General features: G+C 71.2%; 13 protein-coding genes. 8 read left to right on the plus strand and 5 right to left on the minus strand.

The genetic code is table 11. The annotated features are described in order from the left end of the window. Positions 1 to 8: 8 nt before the first annotated feature. From A5757_RS21550 to A5757_RS24090, 4 genes are all read right to left on the minus strand, one after another. Positions 9 to 767, minus strand: a complete 759-nt coding sequence (locus A5757_RS21550) for a sirohydrochlorin chelatase (protein WP_231984073.1) — start codon at positions 765 to 767, stop codon at positions 9 to 11. Next, positions 746 to 1,453 carry a phosphoadenylyl-sulfate reductase gene (locus A5757_RS21555; RefSeq protein WP_066838496.1) on the minus strand — a complete coding sequence of 236 codons (708 nt, stop codon included), beginning with the start codon at positions 1,451 to 1,453 and terminating at the stop codon, positions 746 to 748. Before A5757_RS21555 ends, A5757_RS21550 begins: the two co-directional genes overlap by 22 nt. A gap of 35 nt (positions 1,454 to 1,488) precedes the next feature. Further along, entirely contained in the window at positions 1,489 to 3,171 is a 1,683-nt protein-coding gene (locus tag A5757_RS21560; RefSeq protein WP_066838499.1) for a nitrite/sulfite reductase, read from the minus strand. Positions 3,172 to 3,290: 119 nt separating this feature from the next. Further along, positions 3,291 to 3,416 (minus strand): Ms4527A family Cys-rich leader peptide, encoded by a 126-nt coding sequence (locus tag A5757_RS24090; RefSeq protein ID WP_369815981.1) that lies wholly within the window; start codon positions 3,414 to 3,416, stop codon positions 3,291 to 3,293. Positions 3,417 to 3,486: 70 nt separating this feature from the next. Here A5757_RS24090 and A5757_RS21565 point away from each other — a divergent pair, with 70 nt between their 5' ends. The 3 genes from A5757_RS21565 (at position 3,487) to A5757_RS21575 (ending at position 10,185) form a co-directional block, all read left to right on the plus strand. Beyond that, a complete protein-coding gene (locus A5757_RS21565; RefSeq protein WP_066838502.1) occupies positions 3,487 to 3,753 on the plus strand; it encodes a YdeI/OmpD-associated family protein in 267 nt (88 codons plus the stop codon). A gap of 33 nt (positions 3,754 to 3,786) precedes the next feature. After that, positions 3,787 to 4,962 (plus strand): radical SAM family heme chaperone HemW, encoded by a 1,176-nt coding sequence (hemW, locus tag A5757_RS21570; RefSeq protein ID WP_066838805.1) that lies wholly within the window; start codon positions 3,787 to 3,789, stop codon positions 4,960 to 4,962. Positions 4,963 to 5,034: 72 nt separating this feature from the next. Then, positions 5,035 to 10,185, plus strand: a complete 5,151-nt coding sequence (locus A5757_RS21575; RefSeq protein WP_066838808.1) for a type I polyketide synthase — start codon at positions 5,035 to 5,037, stop codon at positions 10,183 to 10,185. Positions 10,186 to 10,201: 16 nt separating this feature from the next. On the opposite strand, the gene A5757_RS21580 is transcribed toward A5757_RS21575, so the two are convergent. Beyond that, positions 10,202 to 11,863 (minus strand): (2,3-dihydroxybenzoyl)adenylate synthase, encoded by a 1,662-nt coding sequence (locus A5757_RS21580; protein ID WP_066838505.1) that lies wholly within the window; start codon positions 11,861 to 11,863, stop codon positions 10,202 to 10,204. Between the two features lie 95 nt (positions 11,864 to 11,958). On the opposite strand from A5757_RS21580, the gene A5757_RS21585 reads away from it, so the two are divergent. From A5757_RS21585 to A5757_RS21605, 5 genes are read left to right on the plus strand one after another with little or no spacing between them, the layout of a single operon-like run. Continuing rightward, entirely contained in the window at positions 11,959 to 15,471 is a 3,513-nt protein-coding gene (locus A5757_RS21585) for a non-ribosomal peptide synthetase (protein ID WP_066838508.1), read from the plus strand. Next, positions 15,468 to 16,205 (plus strand): thioesterase II family protein, encoded by a 738-nt coding sequence (locus tag A5757_RS21590; RefSeq protein ID WP_066838511.1) that lies wholly within the window; start codon positions 15,468 to 15,470, stop codon positions 16,203 to 16,205. The genes A5757_RS21585 and A5757_RS21590 overlap by 4 nt, the downstream gene beginning before the upstream one ends. After that, on the plus strand, positions 16,202 to 17,521 hold the full coding sequence (locus tag A5757_RS21595; RefSeq protein WP_066838513.1) for a polyketide synthase: 1,320 nt from the start codon (positions 16,202 to 16,204) through the stop codon (positions 17,519 to 17,521). The genes A5757_RS21590 and A5757_RS21595 overlap by 4 nt, the downstream gene beginning before the upstream one ends. Then, complete coding sequence (gene mbtD / locus A5757_RS21600; RefSeq protein ID WP_066838516.1) at positions 17,518 to 20,442, plus strand: mycobactin polyketide synthase MbtD; 2,925 nt, start codon at positions 17,518 to 17,520, stop codon at positions 20,440 to 20,442. Before A5757_RS21595 ends, mbtD begins: the two co-directional genes overlap by 4 nt. Further along, complete coding sequence (locus A5757_RS21605; protein ID WP_304440368.1) at positions 20,439 to 25,655, plus strand: non-ribosomal peptide synthetase; 5,217 nt, start codon at positions 20,439 to 20,441, stop codon at positions 25,653 to 25,655. The genes mbtD and A5757_RS21605 overlap by 4 nt, the downstream gene beginning before the upstream one ends. Positions 25,656 to 25,669 lie beyond the last annotated feature (14 nt).

The raw sequence follows: 25,669 nt of genomic DNA on the forward strand, positions 1-25,669 counted from the left end.
GTGTGTACTCAGGCCGCCGCGGGCACCGCGACTGCGGCGTCGAAGCGGTCGAGCACCGTGGCAGCGACCAGGTTGTGCGAACCCAACGGTGCTGCCATCGGAATGCCTTGCGGCGCAGCCCAGTTGAGAACACGATCGGTGATGCGCCCCGGTGCGAGGAACCAGGGGGAGATGACCAAACGGTCGGCGCCGCGGGCGCGCAGCAGCGCGGCGGCCTCGTCAAGATTCGGATGCGGGCCCGTGGCGAACGCCACCTGGGCGCCGGTCCAGCGGGTGTTGCGCGCGAGCATCCCGGCCACCATGGCGGTCCCGGAGTTGGCCGCGGCGTTCGACGATCCGACCGCGACGACGAGCACTCCGAGGCCGTCGTCGTTGGGCGAGACGCCGGCTTCGGCCAGTCGCTGGTGGGCCACCGCCAGCAGTGCCGGGTCCTCGCCGAGCACCGCGGCCTGGCGGGCCCGGCAGTCGGACGCGGCGATCACCGCAGGCGTGTCGACACGGGCGTGATAGGCGTCGGCCAGCAGGAAGGGGACGACGACGGCGCCCCGGGTCTGGGCGAGTACGTTGGACAGCGCCGGGCTGGTCTGCTCGAGGAACGCCGGCCGCACGTCGAGCCAGGGCCGCAGTCGCCGGATGCGGCCGGCCACGGCGTGCGTGATGGCCGCCGACCGCGGGTCGGCGCTGCCGTGTGCGGTCAGGACGAGGGTCGGCGGGCAGGAGCGTGGCGACCCGGGAATCGACAACGTCAAGACGCGTGCAGTCCGCACTCGACCTTGCCGGTGCCGGCCCAGCGTCCGCTGCGCGGATCGGATCCGGGTGCAGGCTTGGCGGTGCACGGCAGGCAGCCGATCGACGGGTAGCCGTCCTCGACGAGGGGGTTGACCAGTACGCCGTTGGCGGCGATGTAGGCGTCCATCTCGTCGTCCGACCATGCGGCCAGCGGGTTGATCTTCACCAGGCCGAACGCCTTGTCCCAGCTGATCAGCGGGGCGTTGGCGCGCGTCGGCGCCTCGACCCGGCGGATGCCGGTGACCCACGCCGAGTAGCCGCTCAGCGCCTTGCTCAAGGGTTCGACCTTGCGCATGCGGCAGCACTCGTTGGGTTCGCGGGCGAACAGATCCTTGCCGAACAGCGAGTCCTGTTCGGCGACGGTGCGCTCGGGCGCGACGTTGACCACGTTGACGTCGTAGACGGCTTGCACGGCGTCGCGGGTGCCGATGGTCTCCACGAAGTGGTATCCGGTGTCGAGGAACAGCACGTCGACGCCCGGACGTACTTTGGCGGCCATGTCGACGAGCACCGCGTCCTGCATGTTCGACGCCACGATGTAGTTCCCGGTGAAGTTCTCGTCGGTCCAGCGCAGCAGCTCGTCCGCCGTGGCGTTCGGACCGAGTTCGGCCGCGCCGAGCTCGGCCAGCCGCTGCAGGTCCACCTCGGAAAGCACGTCAGTCATGCCGTCACCTCACCTTCGCTCTTCGCGCGAGCGGCTCATCGAAGGTCCGCGTCGTCTGCTCGTAGTGCCCACGTAGCGAAACGCTCACCCTGCTCGCGTTGTTTCACGAAATTGCGGACAACGCGCTCGATGTAGTCGCCGAGTTCGGTGGCGACCACCTTGTGCTGACGCAACTTGCGCCCGAAACCGCTGTCCAGGCCCAGGCTGCCGCCGAGATGGACCTGGAAACCCTCCTCGGGACCGTCGCCGTCGTCCACCATCTGGCCCTTGAAGCCGATGTCGGCGACCTGGATGCGGGCGCACGAGTTCGGGCAGCCGTTGATGTTGATGGTGATCGGCACGTCGAGCTGGGCGTTGATGTCTTCGAGCCGCTTCTCCAGCTCGGGCACCAGCACCTGCGAGCGGCTGCGGGTCTCGGCGAAGCTCAGCTTGCAGAACTCGATGCCCGTGCAGGCCATCAGGTTGCGCCGCCAGTGCGACGGGGTGGACGGCAGGCCCAGCGCGTCCAAGCCGGCACGCAGCTCGTCGAGTCTGTCATCGGGGACGTCGAGCACGATCAGCTTCTGGTACGGCGTGAAGCGGATCCGGTCGCTGCCCACGGACTCGGCGAGGTCGGCGACCTTGGTCAGGATGGTGCCCGAGACGCGGCCGGCGATCGGGGCGACGCCCACGGCATTGAGGCCGTTCTTGAGCTTCTGCACGCCGACGTGGTCGATCGGACGGGTCACCGGTTCGGGCGCCGGTCCGTCGATGAGCGGGCGCTTCAGGTATTCGGTTTCCAGCACCTCGCGGAACTTCTGGACGCCCCAGTCCTTGATCAGGAACTTCAGCCGGGCCTTCGACCGCAGGCGCCGGTAGCCGTAGTCGCGGAACACGCTGACCACGCCCTCCCAGACGTCGGGCACCTCGTCGAGCGGCACCCACGCGCCGACCCGCTGACCGAGCATCGGGTTGGTGGACAGCCCGCCGCCGACCCACAGGTCGAAGCCGGGGCCGTGCTCGGGGTGGTTGACGCCGATGAAGGCGACGTCGTTGACCTCGTGGACGACGTCCTGCAGGCCGGAGATCGCGGTTTTGAACTTGCGCGGCAGGTTGGAGTACTCCTTCTTGCCGATGTAGCGCTTGACGATCTCGTTGACCGCGGGCGTGCCGTCGATCACCTCGTCGAGCGATTCACCGGCCAGGGGGGAGCCGAGGACGACGCGCGGGCAGTCGCCGCACGCCTCGGTGGTCTGTAGGCCGACCTCGTCGAGGCGCCGCCAGATCTCCGGCATGTTCCTGACGTCGATCCAGTGGTACTGCACGTTCTGCCGGTCGGAGATGTCCGCGGTGTCGCGCGCGAATTCCGTGGAGATCTGTCCGAGGGTGCGCAGCGCCGCGGCGGTCAGCGCGCCGCCGTCGCTGCGGACCCGCAGCATGAAGTACTCGTCTTCGAGCATGTCGGTGTTCTCGTCACCGGTCCAGGTGCCGTCGAAGCCGGGTTTGCGCTGGGTGTAGAGACCCCACCAGCGGAACCGGCCACGCAGGTCGCCCTTGTCGATCGACTCGAAGCCGTTGGGGGCATAGATGGTCTCGATGCGCTCGCGCACATTGAGCGGGTTGTCATCCTTCTTGGACTGTTCGTTGGCGTTGAGCGGCTCGCGATAGCCGAGCGCCCATTGGCCTTCGCCGCGGGGGCGCTTCACGGGCTTGGCGGCGGCAGGTTTGGCTGTGGTCATGATGTGGCTCTCGGTCAGAGCCGGCGTTTCAGATCGCGCGTCAATCCGGGGGCTGTCCGGCGGCGCAGATCCGTCGGCCAGCTGTTGTGGTCAGGGCTGGGTCCTACAGAATCCGCAAGCTAGGGCAGACAGCAGCTGGTACACACGCGCTTGAAGTCGACGTGGCGCCGCGTCACCAGCGATACGCGGGTGGTGGAGTTCGAGCCGGCGGTCACCCCGCAATTGTGCCACGGCGGGGCGCACATGCCCTAACCGGGAAAGATTTGCGCTCTCGATGAGCAAAAGTCCGCCGAGGCCCCGGGCTACGATCGGGCCGTGAGTGTCAAGGCCGTGGCGGGCGGTGTCGTCCACGAGTTGCCGCAGGATCTGCGTGACGCGCTGCTCGGTAACCCCGAGGTGCTGGCCAAGTGGGAGGACATCACGCCGCTGGCCCGCAACGAGTTCATCTGCTGGGTGGAGGACGCCAAACAGCAGAAGACCCGCGAACGCCGCATCCGCCGCACCCAAGAGGAGCTCGAGGAGGGCAAGCGCAGGCCCTGCTGCTGGCCGGGGTGTAAGCACCGCGAGCGCAACGGTCGTTAGTCCCCGGGCCGCACACCTGGGACCATGGGCGGAGTGACCGTCCGAACCGCCGCTGCCCAGGCCGCCGCCCTGTCGCACACGGTGGGCCGGCCGTTCGGCATCTACATCCATGTGCCGTTCTGTGCGACGCGCTGCGGCTACTGCGACTTCAACACCTACACGCCCGCCGAACTCGGCGGCGCCAACCCGGACGGCTGGCTGGCCGCGCTGCGCCGGGAGCTGGCGCTGGCCGCCGAGACCCTCGGCTCTCCGCCGCCGGTGCAGACGGTGTTCGTCGGCGGCGGCACCCCCTCACTGCTGGGGGGGGCCGGGCTGCGGGCCGTGCTCGACGGTGTTCGTGAGCATTTCGTCCTGGCCCCCGGTGCCGAGGTGACCACCGAGGCAAACCCGGAATCGAGTGGGCCGGAGCTGTTCGACACGCTGCTCGACGCCGGCTACACCCGGGTGTCGCTGGGCATGCAGTCCATCGCCCGGCACGTGCTGGCGGTGCTCGACCGCGTGCACTCGCCGGGTCGGGCGCTGCAGGCGGCCGAAGAGGCCCGCGCGGCCGGATTCGAGCACGTCAACCTCGACCTCATCTACGGGACGCCGGGGGAGACCGACGACGATCTGCGGCGCTCCGCCGACGCGGCCATCGCTGCGGGCGTCGACCACGTCTCGGCCTATGCGCTGGTGGTCGAGGACGGCACCGCACTCGCGCGGCGCGTCCGGCGCGGGGAGGTCGCGGCTCCCGATGACGATGTCCTGGCCGCCCGATACGAAATGCTCGACGCGCAGCTGTCCGCCGCCGGGCTGACCTGGTACGAGGTGTCGAACTGGGCACGTCCTGGCGGCGAGTGCCGGCACAACCTGGGCTACTGGGACGGCGGCGAGTGGTGGGGTGCGGGACCCGGGGCCCACGGTTTCCTCGGCGACACCCGCTGGTGGAACGTCAAGCATCCGAACACCTACGCCGCGACGCTGGCCCGCGGGGAACTGCCCTTGGCCGACTACGAGATCCTCGACGGCGTCGATATGCACGTCGAAGAGGTGATGTTGCGGCTGCGGCTGCGCAGCGGACTGCCGCTGCCGCTGCTGACGGCCGACGAGCGGGGCCGGGTGAACGGTCTGGTCGACGACCGGCTGGTGCATGTGTTCGGCGACCGGCTGATCCTCACCGACGCAGGACGGTTGCTGGCCGACGGGGTGGTCCGCACGCTGTTGGCGTGATGCTGATCGCAGCGTCCCGGCAAGGTCAAGGTGCCTGCCCCGGACGGGCTCCGCTGTGCGAACATGTTCGCCATGGCGCCCGGGAACTTAGGTGAGGCTACCCACTCCTGCACCCCTCCCGAGCCCGTCGCGATCATCGGCATCGGATGTCGGCTGGCCGGGGACATCACCACGCCCGCCGACTTCTGGCAGTTCCTCCTCGACGGCGGCAGCGACGTGCGCGAGATCCCCGCCGAACGGTGGGAGCCCTATCTGCGGCGCGATCCGCGCAACGCGGCCGTCCTGCGCGAGACGACGCCCTGGGGCACCTTCATCGACGACCTCGCCGGATTCGACGCCGAATTCTTCGGCGTCTCGCCACGCGAGGCGGAACTGATGGATCCGCAGCAGCGCCTGGCGCTCGAGGTGTCGTGGGAGGCGCTCGAACACGCCGGGGTGCCGCCGCGCTCGCTGGCCGGTACCGACGCCGCGGTCCTGATGGGCGTCAACTCCGACGACTACGGCAAGCTCATCATGGAGGATCTGCCGGGCATCGAGGCGTGGACCGGCATCGGAACGTCGTTGTGCGGCATCGCGAATCGGGTGTCGCACCTACTCGATCTGCGGGGTCCGAGCGTCGCGCTCGACGCGGCGTGCGCGGCCTCGCTGGTGGCCGTGCACCAGGCCTGTCAGCTGCTGCGCGATCGCGAGACGTCACTGGCGCTGGCCGGCGGGGTGAGCGCCCTGATCGGACCGGGCCTGACCCGGGTGCTCGACAAGGCCGGGGCGACAGCGCCGGACGGCCGGTGCAAGAGCTTCGACGCGGCGGCCGACGGATACGGCCGCGGCGAAGGCGCCGCGGTGGTGGTGCTCAAGCGACTCGGCGATGCGCTACGCGACGGCGACCGCGTCATCGCGGTGGTACGCGGCGGTGCGGTCGCCCAGGACGGCCGCACGGTCGGCATCATGTCGCCGAATGGCGCAGCCCAGGAAGACCTGTTCCGACACACCTGCGAGGTGTCCGGAATCCCGCCTCAGAGCGTGGATTTCGTCGAGGCGCACGGCACCGGCACGCCGACCGGCGATCCGGTCGAGCTCAACGCGCTGGCCGCGGTCTACGGCGCCGGACGTCCGGACGGCGAGCGCTGCCGCGTCGGATCCGTCAAGCCGAACGTCGGGCACCTCGAGGGCGGCGCCGGTGTCGTCGGTCTGGTCAAGGCCGCAATGGCGTTGCACCACGAGCAGATTCCGCCGACTGTCGGGGTCCGCACGCCCACTCCAGCGGTGGACTGGGACAACAGCGGTCTGCGGGTGCCGACGACGGTCGAGTCGTGGCCCCGCCGTGACGAGGCGGTCCGGCGGGCGGCCGTGTGCAGTTACGGATACGGCGGCACCATCGCCCACGTCCTGCTCGAGGAGGCGCCCCGAGTCGAGACGACCCCGCCCGGTACGGGCGAGGTCGCGCCGTCGGTGATCCCGCTGTCCGGGCGGTCCCGGACCCGTCTGCTCACCCAGGCCGCCGCGCTCGCGAACAGCGTTCGCGCACAGGATGTCTCGGTCACCGATGTGGCGGCGACGATGTGGAGCAGACGCTCCCACGAAGCGGTCCGCGCGGCGGTGGTGGCGGATGAGGCCGCAGAACTCGTCCACGCTCTCGAAGCGGTTGCCGCCGATCGGCGCGATCCGGCCGTGGTGACCGGTGAGGTGTTCGCCGCCGCGGCCGACGGTGCGGTGTGGGTGTTCTCCGGCCACGGCTCGCACTGGCCCGGCATGGGACGCGAACTGCTCACCACCGAACCGGCATTCGCCGCGGTCATCGACGCCGTGGAACCGGTGTTCGCCGCCGAACTCGGCTTCTCTGCGCGCGCGGCGCTGCAGTCCGGCGAGCTGGGCGGCACCGACCGGGTTCAGGCGTTGACCTTCGCCATGCAGGTCGGACTGGCGGCGGCGCTGCGGGACCGTGGCGTGCAACCCGCGGCGGTGATCGGCCACTCGGTCGGCGAGGTCGCGGCGTGCGTGGTGTCCGGGGTCTTCGACCTGGCACAGGGCGCCGCGGTCGCGTGCTACCGGGCGCGGGGCTTCCGGTCGGTGCAGGGACAGGGCGCGATGGCGTTGCTGGCCTTGCCGTTCGCAGACGCAGAGCAGCGGCTGGCCGGTCGTACCGACGTGGTGGCCGCGATCAGCTCCTCACCCGGGTCGACGGTCATCTCCGGAACGACCGCGGCGGTCGAGGAGGTCGCCGAACAGTGGGTCGCACAGGGGGTGACGGTGCGGCGGGTCAATACCGACGTGGCGTTCCACAGTCCGGCCATGGACGCCCTGACCGGCGAACTCGCCCGTCGCACAGGCGCCTTGGCGCCGTCGCGGCCCGCCGCCGTCCCGCTCTACACCACGGCGCTGAGCGATCCCCGGTCGATGGCACCGCGCGATCCCGACTATTGGGTGGCCAACCTGCGCGGCCGCGTGCGCTTCGCCGAGGCCGTGACCGCCGCCGCGGAGGACGGCCACCGGCTGTTCCTCGAGGTGTCGGCCCACCCCGTGGTGGCGCACTCGATCGCGGAGACGATGGGACACCTCGGCATCACCGAACACGCCGTCCTGCCGGTGCTGCGTCGCGAGCAACCGCAACGCCGGGCCCTCGCGGTCGCCGTGGCCGGGTTGTACTGCCATGGCGCGCCCGTCGCCCACGGCGTCTCCGCCGAAACTCCCTGGGCCGACGGACTGCCGGGTACCCAGTGGGTGCATCGGCGGCACTGGCGCACACCCAGCGCGCCACCCGGCGGACGCGGCGTCCACGACGCCGAGACCCACACCCTGCTCGGCGGCGCGATGGAGATCACCGGAGCGGTGCCGTCACGGGTGTGGCAGACGCGGCTGGACATGTCGACGCGGCCCTATCCCGGCGACCACCCCGTACAGGGCACCGAGATCGTGCCGGCCGCGGTGCTGCTCAACACGTTCCTGACCGCAGCGGCAACCGATCTCGCCGACGTCCGGCTGCGCACACCGGTGCCACCCGGCCGGGCGCGCAACGTCCAGGTGGTGTCGCAGGACCGGTCCCTCGCGCTGGCGTCGCGAGTTGTCGACGACCGTGCCGCCGGTGACGACGGTGACCTGGACTCCGGCTGGCTGACGCATTGCACGGCACTGGCCGTACCCACCGTCGACGCCGGCCCGACCGCTCTCGACGAGGACGACATCCGGAGCCGGTGCACCGAACCGCTGCCCGCAGACCACGTCATCGAGACGCTCGCTGAATTGGGCGTGGCCGCGATGGGATTCGGCTGGCAGGTGCTCGAGATGCGCCGCGGGGACGACGAGCTGTTCGCCAAGGTCGCCGCCGAACCCGATCGCTCGACGCCCACGACGTGGGCCGGGCTGATCGATGCGGCGACATCGGCGGCGTCCACGATCTTCGGCGGCCCGGCCCGACTACGGATGCCGGCGCGGATCGAGCGGGTCCACGTCCGCGACAAGCCGCCCGCGGTCGCGCTCCTGCACGTGCGGCGGCGCGCCGGTTCGACGATCACCGACGTCGTGCTCGCAGAGGAGTCCGGAGCGGTCTCGGTCACGTTGTCCGGCATGGCCTTCGAGGAACTCGAGAACCCCAGCGGCCGGGACACCGTGCGCCTGCTGCACCACGTGACGTGGCAGCCGGTGCACTGGCCGGACGTCGACGCCCCCGCTGAGGTGGCCTTGGTCGGCGGCGACGCGGCGACGGTGCACTTCGTGACGCGCGACCTCGACGCGGCGCACGTCCCGCACCGGATTCTCGACCTGACCGGCGATGCCGCCGGCGCGCTGGATGATCTCGCGCCCGATGCGGTGGTGCTGCTGCTGCCGCGCGCTGACGAGTCACCGCAGGCCTCGGCGGAACTGGTGCTGCGCACCTTGCAGCACCTCGACGCCTCGTCGGTGCAAGCCCGCCTGTGGGTGCTGACCGAGCGGGTGCACGAGGGCGATAACGTCGTGCACTCACCGCTGTGGGGTCTGGCCCGGGTCGCCGCCGCCGAACACCCGCAGCTGTGGGGCGGCGTGCTCGACGTGGACGGCCACCGGCTGCCTGTGCGCGCACTGGGCGCCCTGCACGGACACGGTGTCGTGGTGGTCCGAGACGGCGTGGCCTACGGCGCCCGGCTGTCCCACGCCGCCGCGGGGGACGCGGCGCCGATGCGCTGTTCACCGGGCGGCACCTATCTGATCACCGGTGGCACCGGTGTGCTCGGGCTGCGACTCGCGCAGCGCCTCGCCGACCTCGGAGCGCGGCGGCTGGTACTGCTCTCGCGGTCGGGGCTGCCCGAGCGGAGCGCGTGGCGCGCCGACGACGACCGGGACGCCGTGGCGGTGGTGTCGGCGCTCGAAGAGCGCGGCGTGTCCGTCCGGGTCGCGGCCGTCGACGTGGGTGCGCCCGACGCCGCGGAGGCGTTGCGCACGGCACTCGCCGACCTGCCGCCCGTGCGTGGGGTGATCCACGCGGCCGGCGTCGAGGCCGGCGCCTTACTGATGAGCACGACGCCGGAGGATCTGCAGGCCACCATGCGCCCGAAGGTCGACGGGATGCGGGCGCTGCACGAGGTGTTCCCGCCCGGGCGGCTGGACTGGATGGTGCTGTTCTCGTCGTGCGGATATCTGGCCGGGTTCCCGGGTCAGGGCGCATACGCCTGCGGCAACGCCTATCTCGACGCGATGGCCCGCCACCGCCGCAACCTCGGCGACCGCACCACCGCGGTGGCGTGGACGGCCTGGCGCGGCCTGGGTATGGGGTCGACGTCGGGATTCGTCGCGGCGCAACTCGACGCGCTGGGAATGGGGACCGTCGGACTCGACGATGCGATGCGGTCGCTGGACGCCGCGATGCGCGACGACGATCCGAACGTCGTGGTGCTGCCCGTGCTGCCCGCGGCCGCCGCGGTGCCGATGCTCGCCGATGTGGCGCCGGCGGACATCGGTGCCGATGACGCGGCGCCGGCCGTCGCCGACCGCGGCGACATGGACATCGCCGAATGGGCCGCCGGTCAGGTGCTGTCGGCTGTCGCAGCCGAACTCGGTTGCGCCACAGACGATGTGGACACCCGGCTACCACTCGTCGAGATCGGGGTCGATTCGATCATGACGGTCGCGCTGCGCCGGCAGCTGGAGAAGCAGACCGGGTTGGCGCTGCCCCCGACGCTGCTGTGGGAGCACCCGACCGCGGAGGCGGTCACCGGGCGCATCGTCGAACTGCTGACGGCGGGGGAGATCTAGACCCCGACGCGACCGGTCAGGCCGTCAGCCCCGCCACGATCTTCTTCTTGTCCACCTTGCCGACGGCGGTCATCGGCAGCGATGGCATCGGGACCAGCACGTCGGGACGGGCGTGCGTGGAGGCGCCGCGTTCGTCGAGGAACCCGTTGAGTTCGGCCAGCGTCAACGGCTTCCCGCGGAAAACGACTGCCGCGCAGATCTTCTCGCCGAGGTATTCATCGGGCAGGGCGACCGCGGCCGCGGAGTAGATGGCCGGATGGGTGAGCAGATGGTCTTCCAGATCGGTCGCCGACACCGTCTCGCCACCACGGTGGATGACGTCCTTGATCCGGCCGGTGACCTCGACATTGCCGGCCAGCGGACCGTCGGCGAAGATCCGCACCCGGTCGCCGGTGCGGTAGAAGCCGTCCGGGCTGAACGACCGCGCATTGGCCTCGGCGTCCCGGTAGTAGCCGTTGAGTGTGTACGGACCGCGGACCAGCAGTTCGCCCTCTTCGCCCGGCGCCACCTCGACGCCGTCCTCGTCGACCACCCGCATCTCGTCGTGCGGCGACATCGGCCTGCCCTGGGTGTGCACCACCACGTCGACCGGATCTCCCGGCCGGGTGAAGTTCAGCATCCCCTCGGCCATTCCGAAGATCTGCGAGAGCCCGGGCGTCAACCGGTCGAGGATGAACTGCGCCTCCTCCGGACTCATCCGCGAGCCGCCCACCTGCACCAGCCGCAGCGACGTCGGCAGCACCGGCTCCCACTCGCATGCCTGTGCCCACAGCTTGCCGAGTGCATTGACCAGCCCCGTCACCGTCACCCGGTGCCGGTCGATCAACGCGAACGCCGCCTCCGGACTCGGGTCGGCGGTGAACACCGTCGTCGCGGCAACGGTCATCGCGCCGAGCATTCCGGGGCAGCCCAACGGGAAGTTGTGACCGGCGGGCAGGGCCACCAGGTAGACGTCGTCGGGAGTGAACAGACAGGTCTCGGCGCTGCGCACGGCGGTGTAGACGTAGTCGTCGTGCGTGCGGGCGATCAGTTTGGGCAGGCCGGTCGTGCCGCCGGAGACCAGCAGTAGCGCGGGTGCGGAGGTGTCGACGGCTCCCCGGTCCGGGGCCGGTCCCTCGGCGGCGGCGAGCGAGGCCCACGACACGTACGGCCCGGCGTCGCCGTCGACGATGATGTGCCGCAAGGCGGGACGGTCGGCCGCCAGTTGCGCGGCCATCTCGCGGTAGTCGAAGCCGCCCGCGCGGTCCGGGATGATCAGGCCGACGGCGCCACTGACGTCGGCGAAGTGGCCGAGTTCGGCGGTGCGGTGTCCGGGCAGGCACATCACCGGCACCACACCGGCCCGCAGCAAACCGAAGAACGCGACGGCGAACTGCACCGAGTTGGGAAGTTGCAGCAGCACCCGGTCGCCGGGGGCGATGCCGCGGGCGGCCAGCGCCGCGGCCACGCCGTCGGCGCGGGCGCTCAGTTCGGCGAACGTCAGCGCGCCGTCGCGGTCGACGACCGCCGGATGGTCGGGGCGCTTCTGTACAGCGTCGGTGAGGATCGAATCCAGGGGGCGGCCGGTCCAGTAACCGGCACGCCGGTACTCCTCGGCCCGGTCGGCGGGAAAGGGGACGAAACCCTCGCGCAGATCGCTGGTCGGAGCGTCCTGGACGTGCTGGAAACCACTGCTCATCGCGTGGAAAGGCCCCTCTGGTAGGAGTGTTCGGTCCCTTGAATATAGGGTAGCCTCCACGAAGTTAGGGCAGCCTATACTGAGTTGGAGGACGCGTGACGAGCCAGGCGGACAGCCTCACGACGAGTTCGGCCACGGTGCGCGCCGAGGTCGCCGAACTCCTCGGTGTCGACGCGTCCGAACTGGATCCCGATGCCGACCTGATCGCCTCCGGGCTGGATTCCATCCGCATGATGAGCCTGTCGGGCCGCTGGCGGAAACAGGGCATCGACGTCGGCTTTGCGGCCATGGCGGCCAACCCCACCGTCGCGTACTGGACGCAGCTGGTCGGCGAACACGCCCCCGCCCTGGCGAGCGGCGTCGAGGAGCCCGCCGCCGATGCCGGTGATCCCCACGCACCGTTCCCGCTCGCGACGATGCAGCACGCCCTGTGGATGGGCCGCAATGAGCTCACCGAACTCGGCGGCGTGGCCGCCCACCTGTACGTCGAATTCGACGGCTTCGGCGTGGACCCCGACCGTCTGGGCGCTGCGGCCGCCCAGCTCGCGGCCCGCCACCCGATGCTGCGTGTGGAGATCCTCGGCGACGGTACGCAGCGCATCGGTGACCGGCCGCTGCCGGTCAAGACCACCGATCTGCGCGACCTGGACGCCGCCGCCGCCGAGGCGCGGCTCGCGGAGATCCGCCAGACCAAATCGCATCAGTTGCTCGAGGGCGAGGTCCTCGAGCTGGCGCTGACGCTGCTGCCCGACGGGCGCACCCGCCTGCACGTCGATCTCGACATGCAGGCCGCCGACGCCGTCAGCTACCGCAACTTCATGGCCGACCTTGCGGCGTTCTACCGGGGCGCGCAGCTACCGGACCTCGGCTACAGCTACCGGGAGTACCGCAGCGCGTACACCGCGACGCCACCCGCCAACGCCGACACCGACCGGGACTGGTGGACCGAGCGCATCCCGTCGCTGCCCGAGCCGCCCGCCCTGCCGCTGGTGCCCCGCGCGGAGCAGCGCAACCCGCACCGCGGTACCCGGCGCTGGAAGTTCCTCGACGCCCAGACCCGCGACGGCCTGTACGCCGCGGCCCGCAAGCGGGGGATCACCCCGGCGATGGCGTTCGCCGCCTCCTACGCGGGCACCCTGGCCCGCTGGTCGACCAGCAGGCACTTCCTGCTCAACCTGCCGATGTTCGGCCGCGAGCCCTACCACCCCGACGTCGACAGGCTCGTCGGGGACTTCTCTTCCTCGCTGATGCTCGACGTGGACTTGACCGCCGCGCACACCCCGGCCCAGCGGGCCCGCGTCGTCCAGGAGGCCCTGCACACCTCCGCCGGGCACGCCACCTACTCGGGGCTGTCGGTGTTGCGCGATCTGAGCCGCCACAACGGCACTCCGACGCTGGCGCCGTTCGTGTTCACCAGCGCGCTGGGGCTCGGCGACCTGTTCGCCGGTGACGTCACCGATCAGTTCGGCACCCCGGTATGGCACATCTCCCAGGGCCCGCAGGTGCTGATCGACGCGCAGGTCACGCCGTTCAGCGGGGGTCTGCTGGTGAACTGGGACGTCCGCGAAGAGGCGTTCCGTCCCGGCGTCATCGACGCGATGTTCGCCTACCAGCTCGCCGAGCTGGACCGCCTGGCCACCGACGACGCCGCCTGGGACGCGCCGGATCCAGTCGCCGTACCCGAGGCGCAGCTGGCCGTGCGCCGGGCCCTCGAGAGCACCGCCGAACGTAGCGGCGACGCGCTGCACGACGGCTTCTTCCGCAGCGCCGCAACGAATCCGGATGCGCCCGCGGTGATCAGTGGGTCGGGCGATCTCACCTACGCCGAACTGCGGGAGCAGGTGCTGTCGGTCGCCGCGGCCCTCACGGTCGCCGGCATCAAGCCGGGGGACACCGTGGCGGTGCTGGGCCCGAAGTGCGCCGAGCAGGTCACCGCACTGCTGGCCGTGCACGCCGCGGGTGCGGTGTACGTGCCGATCGGCGCGGATCAGCCCGCCGACCGCGCCGCGAGCATCCTGCGCAGTTCGGAGGCGCGGATGGCGCTGGTGTGCGGTGACGGCGACATCCCCGAGAACCTGTGCGCGCTGACCGTCCGCGAGGCGCTGCGGGTGGGCGCGCGGGTGCAGGACTACAAGCCTGCGGCGATCTCGCCCGAGCAGATCGCCTATGTGCTGTTCACCTCCGGATCCACCGGTGAGCCCAAGGGGGTGGAGGTCACGCACGCCGCGTCGATGAACACCGTCGAATTCATCAACGACCACTTCGCGATCGGACCTGCCGACCGCTGCCTGGCCCTGTCCACGCTCGAAGGCGATCTGTCGGTGCTCGACGTGTTCGGCATGCTGCGCGCGGGTGGGTCGCTCGTGGTCGTCGACGAGGCGCAGCGCCGCGATCCCGACAGCTGGGCCCGCATGATCAACGACCATCGGGTCACCGTGCTGCACTTCATGCCGGGCTGGCTGGAGATGCTGCTGGAGGTGGGTGATGCGCTGCCGTCGGTCCGGGTGGTGCCCACCGGCGGCGACTGGGTGCGCCCCGAGATGGTGCGCGCCCTGCGCGCGGCCGCACCCGGTGTCCGGTTCGCCGGTCTGGGCGGCGCCACCGAGACCGCCACCCACAACACCATCTGCGAGCCCGGCGAGCTGCCGGCGGATTGGTCGGCGGTCCCGTTCGGGCGGCCGCTGCCCAACAACGCCTGCCGCGTGGTCGCCATCGACGGATCGGACTGCCCGGACTGGGTGCCCGGAGAGCTGTGGGTTTCCGGCGGGATCGCCCGCGGATACCGTGGCCGGCCCGATCTGACCGCCGAGCGCTTCGTGTCCCACGCCGGCCGAATCTGGTACCGCACCGGTGATCTCGTCCGCCATCTGCCCGACGGCCAGATCGACTTCGTCGGCCGCGCCGACCATCGCGTCAAGGTCAGCGGCTACCGGATCGAACTCGGCGAGGTCGAGGCCGCGCTGCGCCGCATCGCCGGCGTGGACGCTGCCGTGGCCGCGGTGCTCCCCACCCCCGGGGACCGGCGCGGGGAGCAGCTGACCGCCGTCGTGCGGTTGGCCGATCCCCGGCTGTCGGTAGGCGACCTCACCAGCGCGATGGCCGAACTCGTTCCGCCGCATATGGTTCCGAGCCACATCGCCCTCGTCGAGGCCGTCCCGTTCACCGTCGGCGGCAAGATCGACCGCCGCGCGGCGGCCACCCTGCTGTCCGAGAGCCTCGCCGACCGTGGCGACGGCCCGGCGCAGACCCACCGGGCGCCGTCCACGGCGCTGGAGCGGGCGCTGGCCGACATCGTCGCTTCCGTGCTGAGCCGCGACGGGGTCGGGCTCGACGACGACTTCTTCGAGCTCGGTGGGGATTCGGTGCTGGCGACGCAGACGGTGGCCCGGATCCGCGACTGGCTGGACTCGCCGTCGGTGATGGTGACCGACATCTTCGCCGCGCGCACCGTCGCCGCCCTCGCCCAGCGGTTGGTCGGTCACGAATCGGGCAGTGCCCGCCTGAATGCCGTCGCCGAGCTCTATCTGGAGGTCGTCGCGATGAAGTCGGACGACGTGGCCTCCGCTCTCGGTACGGTGCCCGGTTCGACCTCGGCGCCGATGCGATGACGGCGCCGCAGGTGGAATTCGCCCCCTGGGTCAAGCGCTTCGACGGTGCAGGCGCGGCGTCGACCGTGGTCTTCCCGCATGCCGGTGGCGCCGCCGCGGCATACCGCTCGCTGGCGAAAGCGTTGTCGGACAACGGCGTCGACACTTTCATCGTGCAGTACCCGCAGCGTGCCGACCGGTTGCGCCATCCCGCTGCCACCAGCATCACCGACCTCGCAACCGAGCTCTTCGAGGCCGGCCCGTGGGACCGGGTCGCGCCACTGAACCTGTTCGGGCACTGCATGGGCGCCGTCGTCGCGTTCGAGTTCGCCCGCGTCGCCGAACGCCACGGTGTGCCGGTGCGCACCCTGTGGGCGTCGGCCGGACAGGCGCCGTCGACGGTCGCCGAGGCGCCGCCGCTGCCGACCTCCGACCGTGACGTGCTCGCGGACATGGTCGACCTCGGCGGCACCGATCCGCGCCTGCTCGAGGACGAGGACTTCGTCGAGCTGCTCGTCATGGCGGTGCAGGCCGACTACCGCGCGCTCAGTGGCTACGCGTGCGGCGCGGACGACCGGATCGCCGCCGACATCCACGCGCTGCGCGGCGACCGCGATCACCGGATCAGCCGGGAGTGGTCGGACCGGTGGGCGGCGCACACCTCGGGCGAGTTCACGCTGACGACCTTCGACGGCGGCCACTTCTACCTCAACGAACACCTGGACGCCGTCGTCGGGTTGCTGAGCGACAGATGACCGCACCCGAAGCCACCGACCCTGTCGTCATCGTCGGCATGGCGGTCGAGGCGCCCGGCGGCGTCGAGAATCCCGATGACCTCTGGACGCTGCTGTCCGAACAGCGTGAAGCGCTGGGCCCGTTCCCCAGCGACCGCGGCTGGCCGCTGCGCGAGCTTTTCGACGGGTCTCGTCGCGACGGTTTCAAACCCATCCACGACCTCGGCGGATTCCTCTCCACCGCAGCCGTTTTCGACCCGGAGTTCTTCGGGATCTCGCCGCGCGAGGCGGTGGCGATGGACCCGCAGCAGCGGGTGGCCCTGCGACTCGCCTGGCGCGCCCTCGAAGACGCCGGCATCAACCCCGACGACCTCGCCGGCCACGACGCCGGCTGTTACATCGGGGCGTCCGCGCTCGAGTACGGCCCCGCACTCACCGAGTTCTCGCACCACAGCGGACATCTCATCACCGGGACGTCGCTGGGCGTGATCTCCGGCCGGATCGCCTACACCCTCGATCTGGCCGGTCCCGCCGTCACCGTCGACACCTCGTGCTCGTCGGCGCTGTCGGCGGTGCACCTGGCCGTCCAGGCGCTGCGCGCCGGCGACTGTGACCTCGCCCTGACCGGCGGCGTGTGCGTAATGGGCTCACCCGGATACTTCGTCGAGTTCTCCAAGCAGCATGCGCTGTCCGACGACGGTCATTGCCGGCCCTACAGCGCGCACGCCAGCGGCACCGTGTGGGCGGAAGGCGCCGGCATGTTCGTGCTGCAGCGCCGATCGGCGGCGGTCCGGGACCGGCGGCCGATCCTGGGGGAGGTGCGGGCCAGTTGCGTCAACTCCGACGGCCGCACCGTCGGACTGACCGCACCCAGTGGCACCGCCCAGACCCGGTTGTTCGCCCGGGCGATGCGGCAGGCCGGCGTCACCGCCGAGGACGTCGGCATGGTCGAGGGGCACGGCACCGGAACACACCTCGGCGACCGCACCGAACTGCAATCGCTGACCGCCACCTACGGCGACGCCGCGCCCGGCCGCGGACCACTGCTCGGTTCGGTGAAATCCAACATCGGCCACACCCAGGCCGCCGCCGGCGCGCTCGGACTGGCGAAGGTGCTCATCGCCGCCGGCCGCGCCACCGTCCCGCCCACGCTGCACGCCGACGAACCCAGCCGCGAGATCGACTGGGACCAGACCGGACTGCGGCTCGCGGACAAACTGACACCGTGGCCGGCACGGAACGGCGAACGCCTGGCCGCGGTCTCGGCGTTCGGGATGAGCGGCACCAACACCCATGTCGTGGTCGCGGTGCCGGACCACCTCCGGGAAGCGACGTGAACACCCACCTACCCGACGGACGTACCCCGGTGGTGTTGAGTGCGCACGGCGACGACCTGCTGCGCGCCGACGCCGCCGCGGTGCTGCGCCACCTGGACCGCGACCCCGCCGCGACGGTCGACGCCGTGGCGGGCCGATTGCTGACCACCCGCCGGATCCGCAGGCACCGGAGGGTGATCCGCGCCCGCACCCGTGACGAGCTGACGGCCGGGCTGCGCGCGGTGGCCGACGGCGCCGAGCACGCACTGGTGACCGGCGGCGCCGACGGTGCCGCCACGCGGATCGCGTTCGTCGTACCAGGTCAGGGCACCCAGTGGCCGGGAATGGGCGCCGAGGCGTACGCCACGCTGCCCGACTACCGGGCCGAAGTCGACGCCTGCGCAGCCGCGTTCGTCGCCGCCGGTGCCCCGTCGCCGATCCACTACCTGACCACGCCGGACGGATCCGGCACCGAAACCGAGATCGAGGGCGCCCAGTTCCTCCATGCGGTCGGGCTGGCCCAGGTGTGGCGCTCCTGGGGTGTGCTGCCGGACCTGACGGTGGGGCACAGCCTCGGCGAGATCGCCGCCGCCTATCTCGCCGGGGTGATCACGCGCTCCGAAGCCGTGGCAGTCGTGATCGCCCGGGCGAGCGTCGTCGAGCGGCTGCCCGGTCACCACGCCGTCGCGGTCCTCGGCGTCAGTGCGGACGAGGCGCGCGCTGTGATCGCCGCGACGCCCGGATGGCTCGAACTCGCCGTCGTCAACGCCGCGACCTCGGTCGCGGTGTCGGGGGACCGGGACGCCGTCTCGGCCGCCGTCGCCCGCGTCCGCGACCAGGGCCGGTTCGCCCGCGAGATCACCGTCGGCTTCCCGGTGCACACCAGCATCCTCGAACCGCTGCGCGACGAGCTGCTGCGCCGGCTGCCGGAGTCGGTCTTCGCCGACAGCGCGGTCCAGTTCATCGGCGGAACGACCGGTGACGTGGTGCCCGCCGGAACAGAATTCGCCGGCTACTGGTGGGCCAACCTCCGGGACATGGTGCGGTTCGACCACGCTTTCCGGTCGGCTCTGCGCTGCGGGGCAGGGGTTTTCGTCGAACTCTCGGCTCATCCCGCCCTGCTGTTCGCGATGGGGGATCTGCTCGGCGACACCCCCGCCGTGCTCGTGGGATCCGGCCGGCGGGATGTGTCCCTCGGCGAGAGCCTTTCCGAGAACCTGGTCGCCGCCGCCGCGTCGGCTCCCGGCTACGACTGGCGCTCATACGTCGGCGACCCCGGCCGCCTGCTGCGCGGCTTCCCGCCCGCACCCATGCGGGCCACCCCGCTGTGGGCGGTGTCCGAACCGCTGCCCCAGGTCACCGCGCTGACCATCGCGCACGAGACCTGGTCGCCGGTCCCCGCCACCGACGCGCCGCAGCACATCGTCGACGTGGCCGTCCTCGACCTCGGCGAGCCGGGCCCGCTGGGGGAGGCCCTGCGCGCCGCGGCCGACAGCCACCCCGGCGTCACGTTGACGACGCCGGAGGCCGCGGAGCTGACCGTGGTCGCCGCACCGGCACCCGGCGGCACCGACGCCGATTCAGCGGTCGCTGCCCTGACGGCGCTCGTCGACGCGGGCGCGCTGCGATATCCGGCGGCGCTCGGGCCGCGGTGTCGCGACGTCTGGCTGGTCACCGCCGCCGCCGAGCAGGTCCTCGCCGATGACGTGGTCGATCTGCCCGCGGCCGCCCTGGCCGCCGCCCACCGGAGTCTGGGACTGGAGAACCCCGACCCGGGATTCCACCACCTCGACCTGCCCGCGGGCGGCCTCACCGGACCCGCCGTCATCGACGCCCTGCTGGCCGGTAGCGGTGAGACAGCTTTGCGCACAGCCGGTTCGAGCGTCACGCGGTACCGGCGCGGACTGGCCGACGCACCGCTGGCGCCGTCCTGGCCTCCGCGTACCGCGATCCTCGACGAGGTGGTGATCACCGGCGCCGCGGGCGCGATCGGGATGCACTTCGCGCGGCGGCTGGCCGAGCAGGGCGCGCGGCGCATCGTGCTGCTGAGCCGTCGCGGTGTCGAGCCGGAGGTGCTCGCGGCGCTGGCCGAACCGCACGGCGCCGAGGTCGTCTCGGTGCCCTGCGACATCACCGACGCCGAGGGCCTCGCCGCGGCGGCCCGCGAATACGCCGGATCCGGTGCCTCGCTGCTCATCCACGCCGCAGGGGCGGCGACCTTCGCCACCGGTGACCGACTCGACGCGGCCGCGACCGCGCACACCCTCGCCGCCAAGGTCACCGGACTGGGCCGGATCGCCGAGCTCTGGCCACGGCGCCCGGACGCCCGGATCCTGCTGTGCTCCTCGGTGTCCGGTCTGTGGGGCGGCCACGGCCACGCCGCGTACTCGGCGGCCAACCGCATGCTCGACGTGATGGCCGCCCGGCTGCGCGCCGCGGGCACCCGCTGCGTGTCGGTGCGCTGGGGACTGTGGCAGGCCTCCGACGGCGCCGGCATCGTGGACGCGGCCGAGACCGCCCGCATCGAACGGTCCGGCTTGCGGCCGATGGCGCCCGAGGCCGCCGTCGAAGCCGGTCTCGCCGACCATGCGGGCGATCCACTGGTGCTGTCGGCCGATCCGCACCGGCTGCGGATGTTCTTCGGCGACGCCGAACCGGCGCCCGTCCCACAGGTGCCCGTGGCCGCCACCGACACGCCGGCCGACGCCGAGGACGCCGTCCGCGGGGGACTCGCGGCCGTGCTCGGCATCTCCGACGGATCCGGAATCGACCTCGACGCCTCGCTGTTCGATCTCGGCGTCGACTCCCTGCTCGCCCTCGACCTGCGTAAGCGATTCAGAAGCCTCCTCGGCCGGACGGTGCCGCTGGCCACCCTGCTGGGTGGTATCACCGGCACCGAACTGGTCGCCGAGCTCAGCCAGAAAGTGACATCCCCGAAGTGACCGACACTCCCGACGCACGCCTGGAACTGTTGCGCCGCAAGCTCTCTGAACGCGGACTGGCGTCCGGCGGCACCGCACTGGCCGAACCGCCGCAGCCGGTGGCTGATGGACTCACCGACGGTCAGCTACGGATGTGGTTCGTCCAGGCCGCCGACCCCTCCGGAGCGCTGCTCAACGTCTGTCTGTCCTACCGGATCACCGGTGACGTCGATCCGGCGGCCCTGCACGCCGCCCTGGACGCCGTCGCGCACCGGCATCCGGTGCTGCGCACCACGTATGCCACCGACGAGAACGGCCTGCCGGTGCCCACCGTCCATGCCGACCTGCGGCCGGGCTGGACCGAACACGATCTCACCGAACTCACCGATCCGTCGGGGCAGGCGAAACGCCTGCGGCTCGAAGTGCTCGCCCAGCGCGAGTTCGCCGCGCCGTTCGATCTGTCGACCGATGCGCCCCTGCGGATCACCCTGGTGCGCACCGCCGCCCACGAGTTCGTGATGCTGCTGGTCGCCCACCACATCGCCTGGGACGACGGCTCCTGGGAGATCTTCTTCGCCGAACTCACCCGTGCCTACACCGGCGCGGATCTGGGCGCGGAACTCGATGTCCACCGGCCCGCGGCGGTGCGCACCGAGGACGAGGATCTCGCCTACTGGCGCGAGATCATGGCCGATCCGCCCGAGCCGCTGGAGCTGCCCGGCCCCCACGGTTCGGCGGTGCCCACCAGCTGGCGTTCCGCGCGCACCGAGACGCGGCTGTCACCCGAAACCACCCGTGGCGTGGCCGATCTCGCCCGCGAGACCGGAGCCACCCCGTATGCGGTGCTGCTGGCGGTGTTCGGCACGCTGATCCACCGCTACACCCACACCGACGATTTCCTGGTGGTGACGCCGGTGCTCAACCGCGGGGTCGGCGCCGAGGGGCGCATCGGGTACTACGGCAACACCGTGGCGATGCGGCTGCGGCCGCAGGCGTCGATGTCGTTCCGCGACATGCTCCTCCAGACCCGTGACACCGCACTGGGCGCCTTCGCCCATCAGGGCATCAACCTCGATGTGGTGGTTCGCGAACTGAATCCGGACCGCAGGCACGGCGCCGAGCGGATGACCCGCGTCAGCTTCGGGTTCCGGGGTCCCGACCGATTCGGCTTCGCCCCACCCGGTGTGCGGTGCGAGCGCGCCGACCTGCGTAGCCAACTCACCCAACTGCCGCTGGGCGTCATGGTCGAGTTCGACGCCGAGTCCGAGGGCGGAGCGCTCGTCGAGGTCGAACACCTCGTGGAGATCATCGAACCCGCACTGGCCCGACAGATGCTCGACCACTTCGTGGTGCTGCTCGACGACGCGCTGCGCCGCCCCGACACGCCGCTGTCCCGGCTCGACGTGATGGACGCCGACGACACGGCGTGGCTGCGCGAGGTCGCGTCCGGCGAACGGTTCGAGACGGCGGCCTGCACGCTGCCCGATCTGATCGCCGCGCAGGTGACGCGGTCACCGGACAACGTCGCGATGGTCTACGAGGGCAGGCACTACACCTACCGCGAACTCAACGCGCAGGCGAACCGGATCGCGCACCGGCTGATCGGGCAGGGGATCGGCACCGAGGACCGCGTGGCCGTGCTGATGGACAAATCCCCGGAACTGGTGGCCACCGCGCTGGGCGTGGTGAAGGCCGGTGCGGTGTATCTGCCGATCGACCCGACCTATCCCGAGGACCGGCTGTCCTTCATCCTGGGGGACTGCGACGCGAAAGTCGTGCTGCGCGAACCGCTCACCGACCTCGACGGCGAACGCGACGGCGACCCCACCGACGCCGACCGGGTCCGCCCGCTGCACCCCGAGAACACCGCCTACCTGATCTACACATCCGGCACCACGGGACTGCCCAAGGGCGTCCCCGTTCCGCACCGGCCCATCTGCGAGTACTTCGTCTGGTTCAAGGACGACTACCAGGTCGACGCATCCGACCGGCTGCTGCAGGTCGCCTCGACCAGCTTCGATGTGTCCATCGCCGAGGTGTTCGGCACGCTGGCCTGCGGCGCCCGGCTCGTCGTGCACCGACCCGGCGGGCTCAACGACATCGGCTACCTGACCAACCTGCTGCACGACGAGGGCATCACCGCAATGCATTTCGTGCCGTCACTGCTCGGGTTGTTCCTGTCACTGCCGGGCGTCAACCAGTGGCGCACCCTGCAGCGGGTACCGATCGGCGGGGAGCCGCTGCCCGGCGAGGTGGCCGACAAGTTCCACGCCACCTTCGACGCGCTGCTGCACAACTTCTACGGGCCGACCGAGACGATGATCAACGCCAGCCGCTACAAGGTGGAGGGTAAGCAGGGCAGCCGGATCGTGCCGATCGGCCGACCCAAGATCAACACCCAGCTGCATCTGCTCGACGATGCGCTGCAGCCGGTGCCCGTCGGCGTGATCGGCGAGATCTACATCGGCGGCGGGCATGTCGCACACGGCTACCACCGCAGGTCCGGTCTGACCGCGGAACGTTTCGTCGCCGACCCCTTCACCCCGGGCGCGCGGATGTACCGGTCCGGCGACCTGGCCCGGCGCAACGCTGACGGTGACATCGAGTTCGTCGGCCGCGCCGACGAACAAGTCAAGATCCGCGGGTTCCGCATCGAACTCGGGGACGTCGCCGCGGCGATCTCGGTGGACCCCAGCGTCGGTCAGGCCGTCGTGGTGGTCAGCGATCTGCCGACCCTCGGCAAGAGCCTCGTCGGCTACCTGACGCCGCTCAGCGGCGAGGGCACCGATTCGGTGGCCGTCGACCGCATCCGTACCCGGGTCGCCGCAGCGCTGCCCGAGTACATGGTTCCCGCCGCCTACGTGGTCATCGACGAGATCCCGATCACCACCCACGGCAAGATCAATCGAGCCGCCCTGCCGGAACCCGAGATCGCCTCGGTGACCGCGTTCCGTGAGCCCGCAACCGACACCGAACGGGAGGTCGCCGGACTGTTCGGCGAGCTGCTCGGCCGCGACCGGATGGGCGCGGACGTCGGGGCTGACGACTCGTTCTTCGATCTGGGCGGCCACTCGCTTCTCGCCACCAAACTCGTTGCGGCCGTGCGTGCGACGTGCGGAGTCGACATCGGGGTCCAGGAGGTCTTCGAGCTGGCCACGGTGGCGCGCATCGCCAAACACATCGAGGCGCTGCGCACCGGGACCGGCGGGCTGGCGCGGCCGCGGCTGGTGCCACTGCACCTGGACGGGCCCGCACCGCTGTCGTCGGCGCAGCTGCGGTCGTGGTTCGCCTACCGCGTCGACGGCCCGAGCGTGGTCAACAACATCCCCTTCGCGGCGCGGCTGCGCGGGCCGTGTGACGTGGAGGCGCTGGCCGCCGCGATCGGCGACGTCATCGACCGGCACGAGATCCTGCGTACCGTCTACCGCGAGATCGACGGCGTGCCCTACCAGATCGTGCAGGATCCGGGACCGGTGGAGGTGCGCCGCGCGTCCGGTGCGGGCGAGGACTGGCTGCGCGCCGAACTCGACCGGGAACGCGGTCACGTCTTCGACCTCGAGACCGACCGGCCGATCAAAGCCGCCATTCTGAGCATCGGGGACGAAACGGTGCTCTCGCTGGTGATGCATCACATCGCCGGTGACCACTGGTCGGCCACCGTGCTGTTCACCGATCTGCTGATCGCCTACCGGGGCCGCGTCGCCGGCGAACCGCCGGCGTGGGCGCCGCTTCCCGTGCAGTACTCCGATTTCGGCGCCTGGCAGACCGCGCTGCTCGCTGACGACGGCGCCGTGGCCGGCCCGCAGCGCGAGTACTGGAGCGAACAGCTCGCCGGTATCCCCGAGGAGACCGGACTGCGACCGGACTTCGACCGGCCACCGGTGCCCAGCGGTCTGGCCGAGGCCGTCGAATTCCACATCGACGGCGCGGTCCGCGAGAAGCTGTCCGCGCTGTGCCGCGACCTCGGCGTCACCGAGTTCATGCTGCTGCAGGCCGCTGCGGCGGTGGTGCTGCACAAGGCCGGTGGCGGACAGGACATCCCGCTCGGCACGCCGGTGGCGGGCCGTTCGGAGCCGGAGCTCGACCAGTTGGTCGGGTTCTTCATCAACATCCTCGTGCTGCGCAACGATCTGCACGGCAACCCGACGCTGCGGGAGGTGTGCCGCCGCGCCCGCGAGATGTCGCTGGCCGCGTACGCCAACCAGGATCTGCCGTTCGACCAGGTGGTCGACGCGGTGAGCCCGGTGCGCTCGCTGTCGCGCAACCCGCTGTTCAGCGTCGTCGTCCATGTGCGCGAACAGCTTCCGGAGAACCGGGTCATCGAGCACGGCCCGGATGGCGACACCACCGTCACGGTGCTGGAGCCCACGTTCGACGCCGCGCACGCCGATCTGTCGCTGAACTTCTTCGCCGCCGAGGACAGCACGGGTGGTTATCGGGGCCACGTGATCTACCGGCCCGAGCTGTACTCGCGCGAGACCGCCGAGCGCTTCGTCGGCTGGCTGACCAGGGTGGTGGAGGCGTTCGCCGAGCAGCCCGATACGACGCTTCGCGATCTCGAGATCGGCGCACCCGGTGAGCGGCAGCGCATTATCGACGAGTGGAGCGGCGGCAGCGTGTACGTGCTCGACGAGACCCTCGCGCCGGTGCCCGTCGGCGTCGTCGGCGACCTCTACACCGGCGGGGGACCGCTGGCCGCCGCGCACTGGACCGGCGCCTCGCTGTCGGCCACCCGGTTCGTCGCCCACCCCCTCGGCGCGGAACCCGGCGCGCGCCTGCACCGGACCGGCGACAGGGCGCGGTGGACGGCGCACGGCGTGCTCGAACTGGTCGGCTCCGGTGAACGCGCGGCCACGCCGGTGGTGCGGTCGACCGGCGGGGATACGGCCGAAGCACCGGCCACCGACACCGAACGGGCGTTGGCCACCCTGCTGGGTGAGGTCCTCGAGGTGACGGTGGCCGACCGTCACGACGACTTCTTCGCCCTCGGCGGCGACAGCATCCTCGCCGTCCAGATGGCCGCGCGCGCCCGCGACACCGGTCTGAAACTGACGGCCCGGATGGTCTTCGAGCACCCGTCGCTGCACGAGCTCGCCGCCGCGGTCGACCGCGCCACCGACGCGGCGACCGAGGCGGACACCAGCCACGCGCCGATGAGCACATCGGGGCTGTCCGCCGACGATCTGGCCACGCTCACGGCGTCGTGGAACGCGACGCGAGACGATGCCCCGTGACGTCGGGCATCGAG

This window comes from Mycobacterium sp. 852013-51886_SCH5428379 (assembly GCF_001665575.1).
Classification (GTDB): Bacteria; Actinomycetota; Actinomycetes; order Mycobacteriales; family Mycobacteriaceae; genus Mycobacterium.

What these genes read in the sequence shown, in the direction of transcription:
- A5757_RS21555 (WP_066838496.1), bottom strand. Translation starts at nt 1,453, where the DNA reads ATGACTGACGTGCTTTCCGAGGTGGACCTGCAGCGGCTGGCCGAGCTC.
- A5757_RS24090 (WP_369815981.1), bottom strand. Translation starts at nt 3,416, where the DNA reads ATGTGCGCCCCGCCGTGGCACAATTGCGGGGTGACCGCCGGCTCGAAC.
- A5757_RS21580 (WP_066838505.1), bottom strand. Translation starts at nt 11,863, where the DNA reads ATGAGCAGTGGTTTCCAGCACGTCCAGGACGCTCCGACCAGCGATCTG.
- A5757_RS21590 (WP_066838511.1), top strand. Translation starts at nt 15,468, where the DNA reads ATGACGGCGCCGCAGGTGGAATTCGCCCCCTGGGTCAAGCGCTTCGAC.
- A5757_RS21595 (WP_066838513.1), top strand. Translation starts at nt 16,202, where the DNA reads ATGACCGCACCCGAAGCCACCGACCCTGTCGTCATCGTCGGCATGGCG.
- A5757_RS21560 (WP_066838499.1), bottom strand. Translation starts at nt 3,171, where the DNA reads ATGACCACAGCCAAACCTGCCGCCGCCAAGCCCGTGAAGCGCCCCCGC.
- A5757_RS21575 (WP_066838808.1), top strand. Translation starts at nt 5,035, where the DNA reads ATGGCGCCCGGGAACTTAGGTGAGGCTACCCACTCCTGCACCCCTCCC.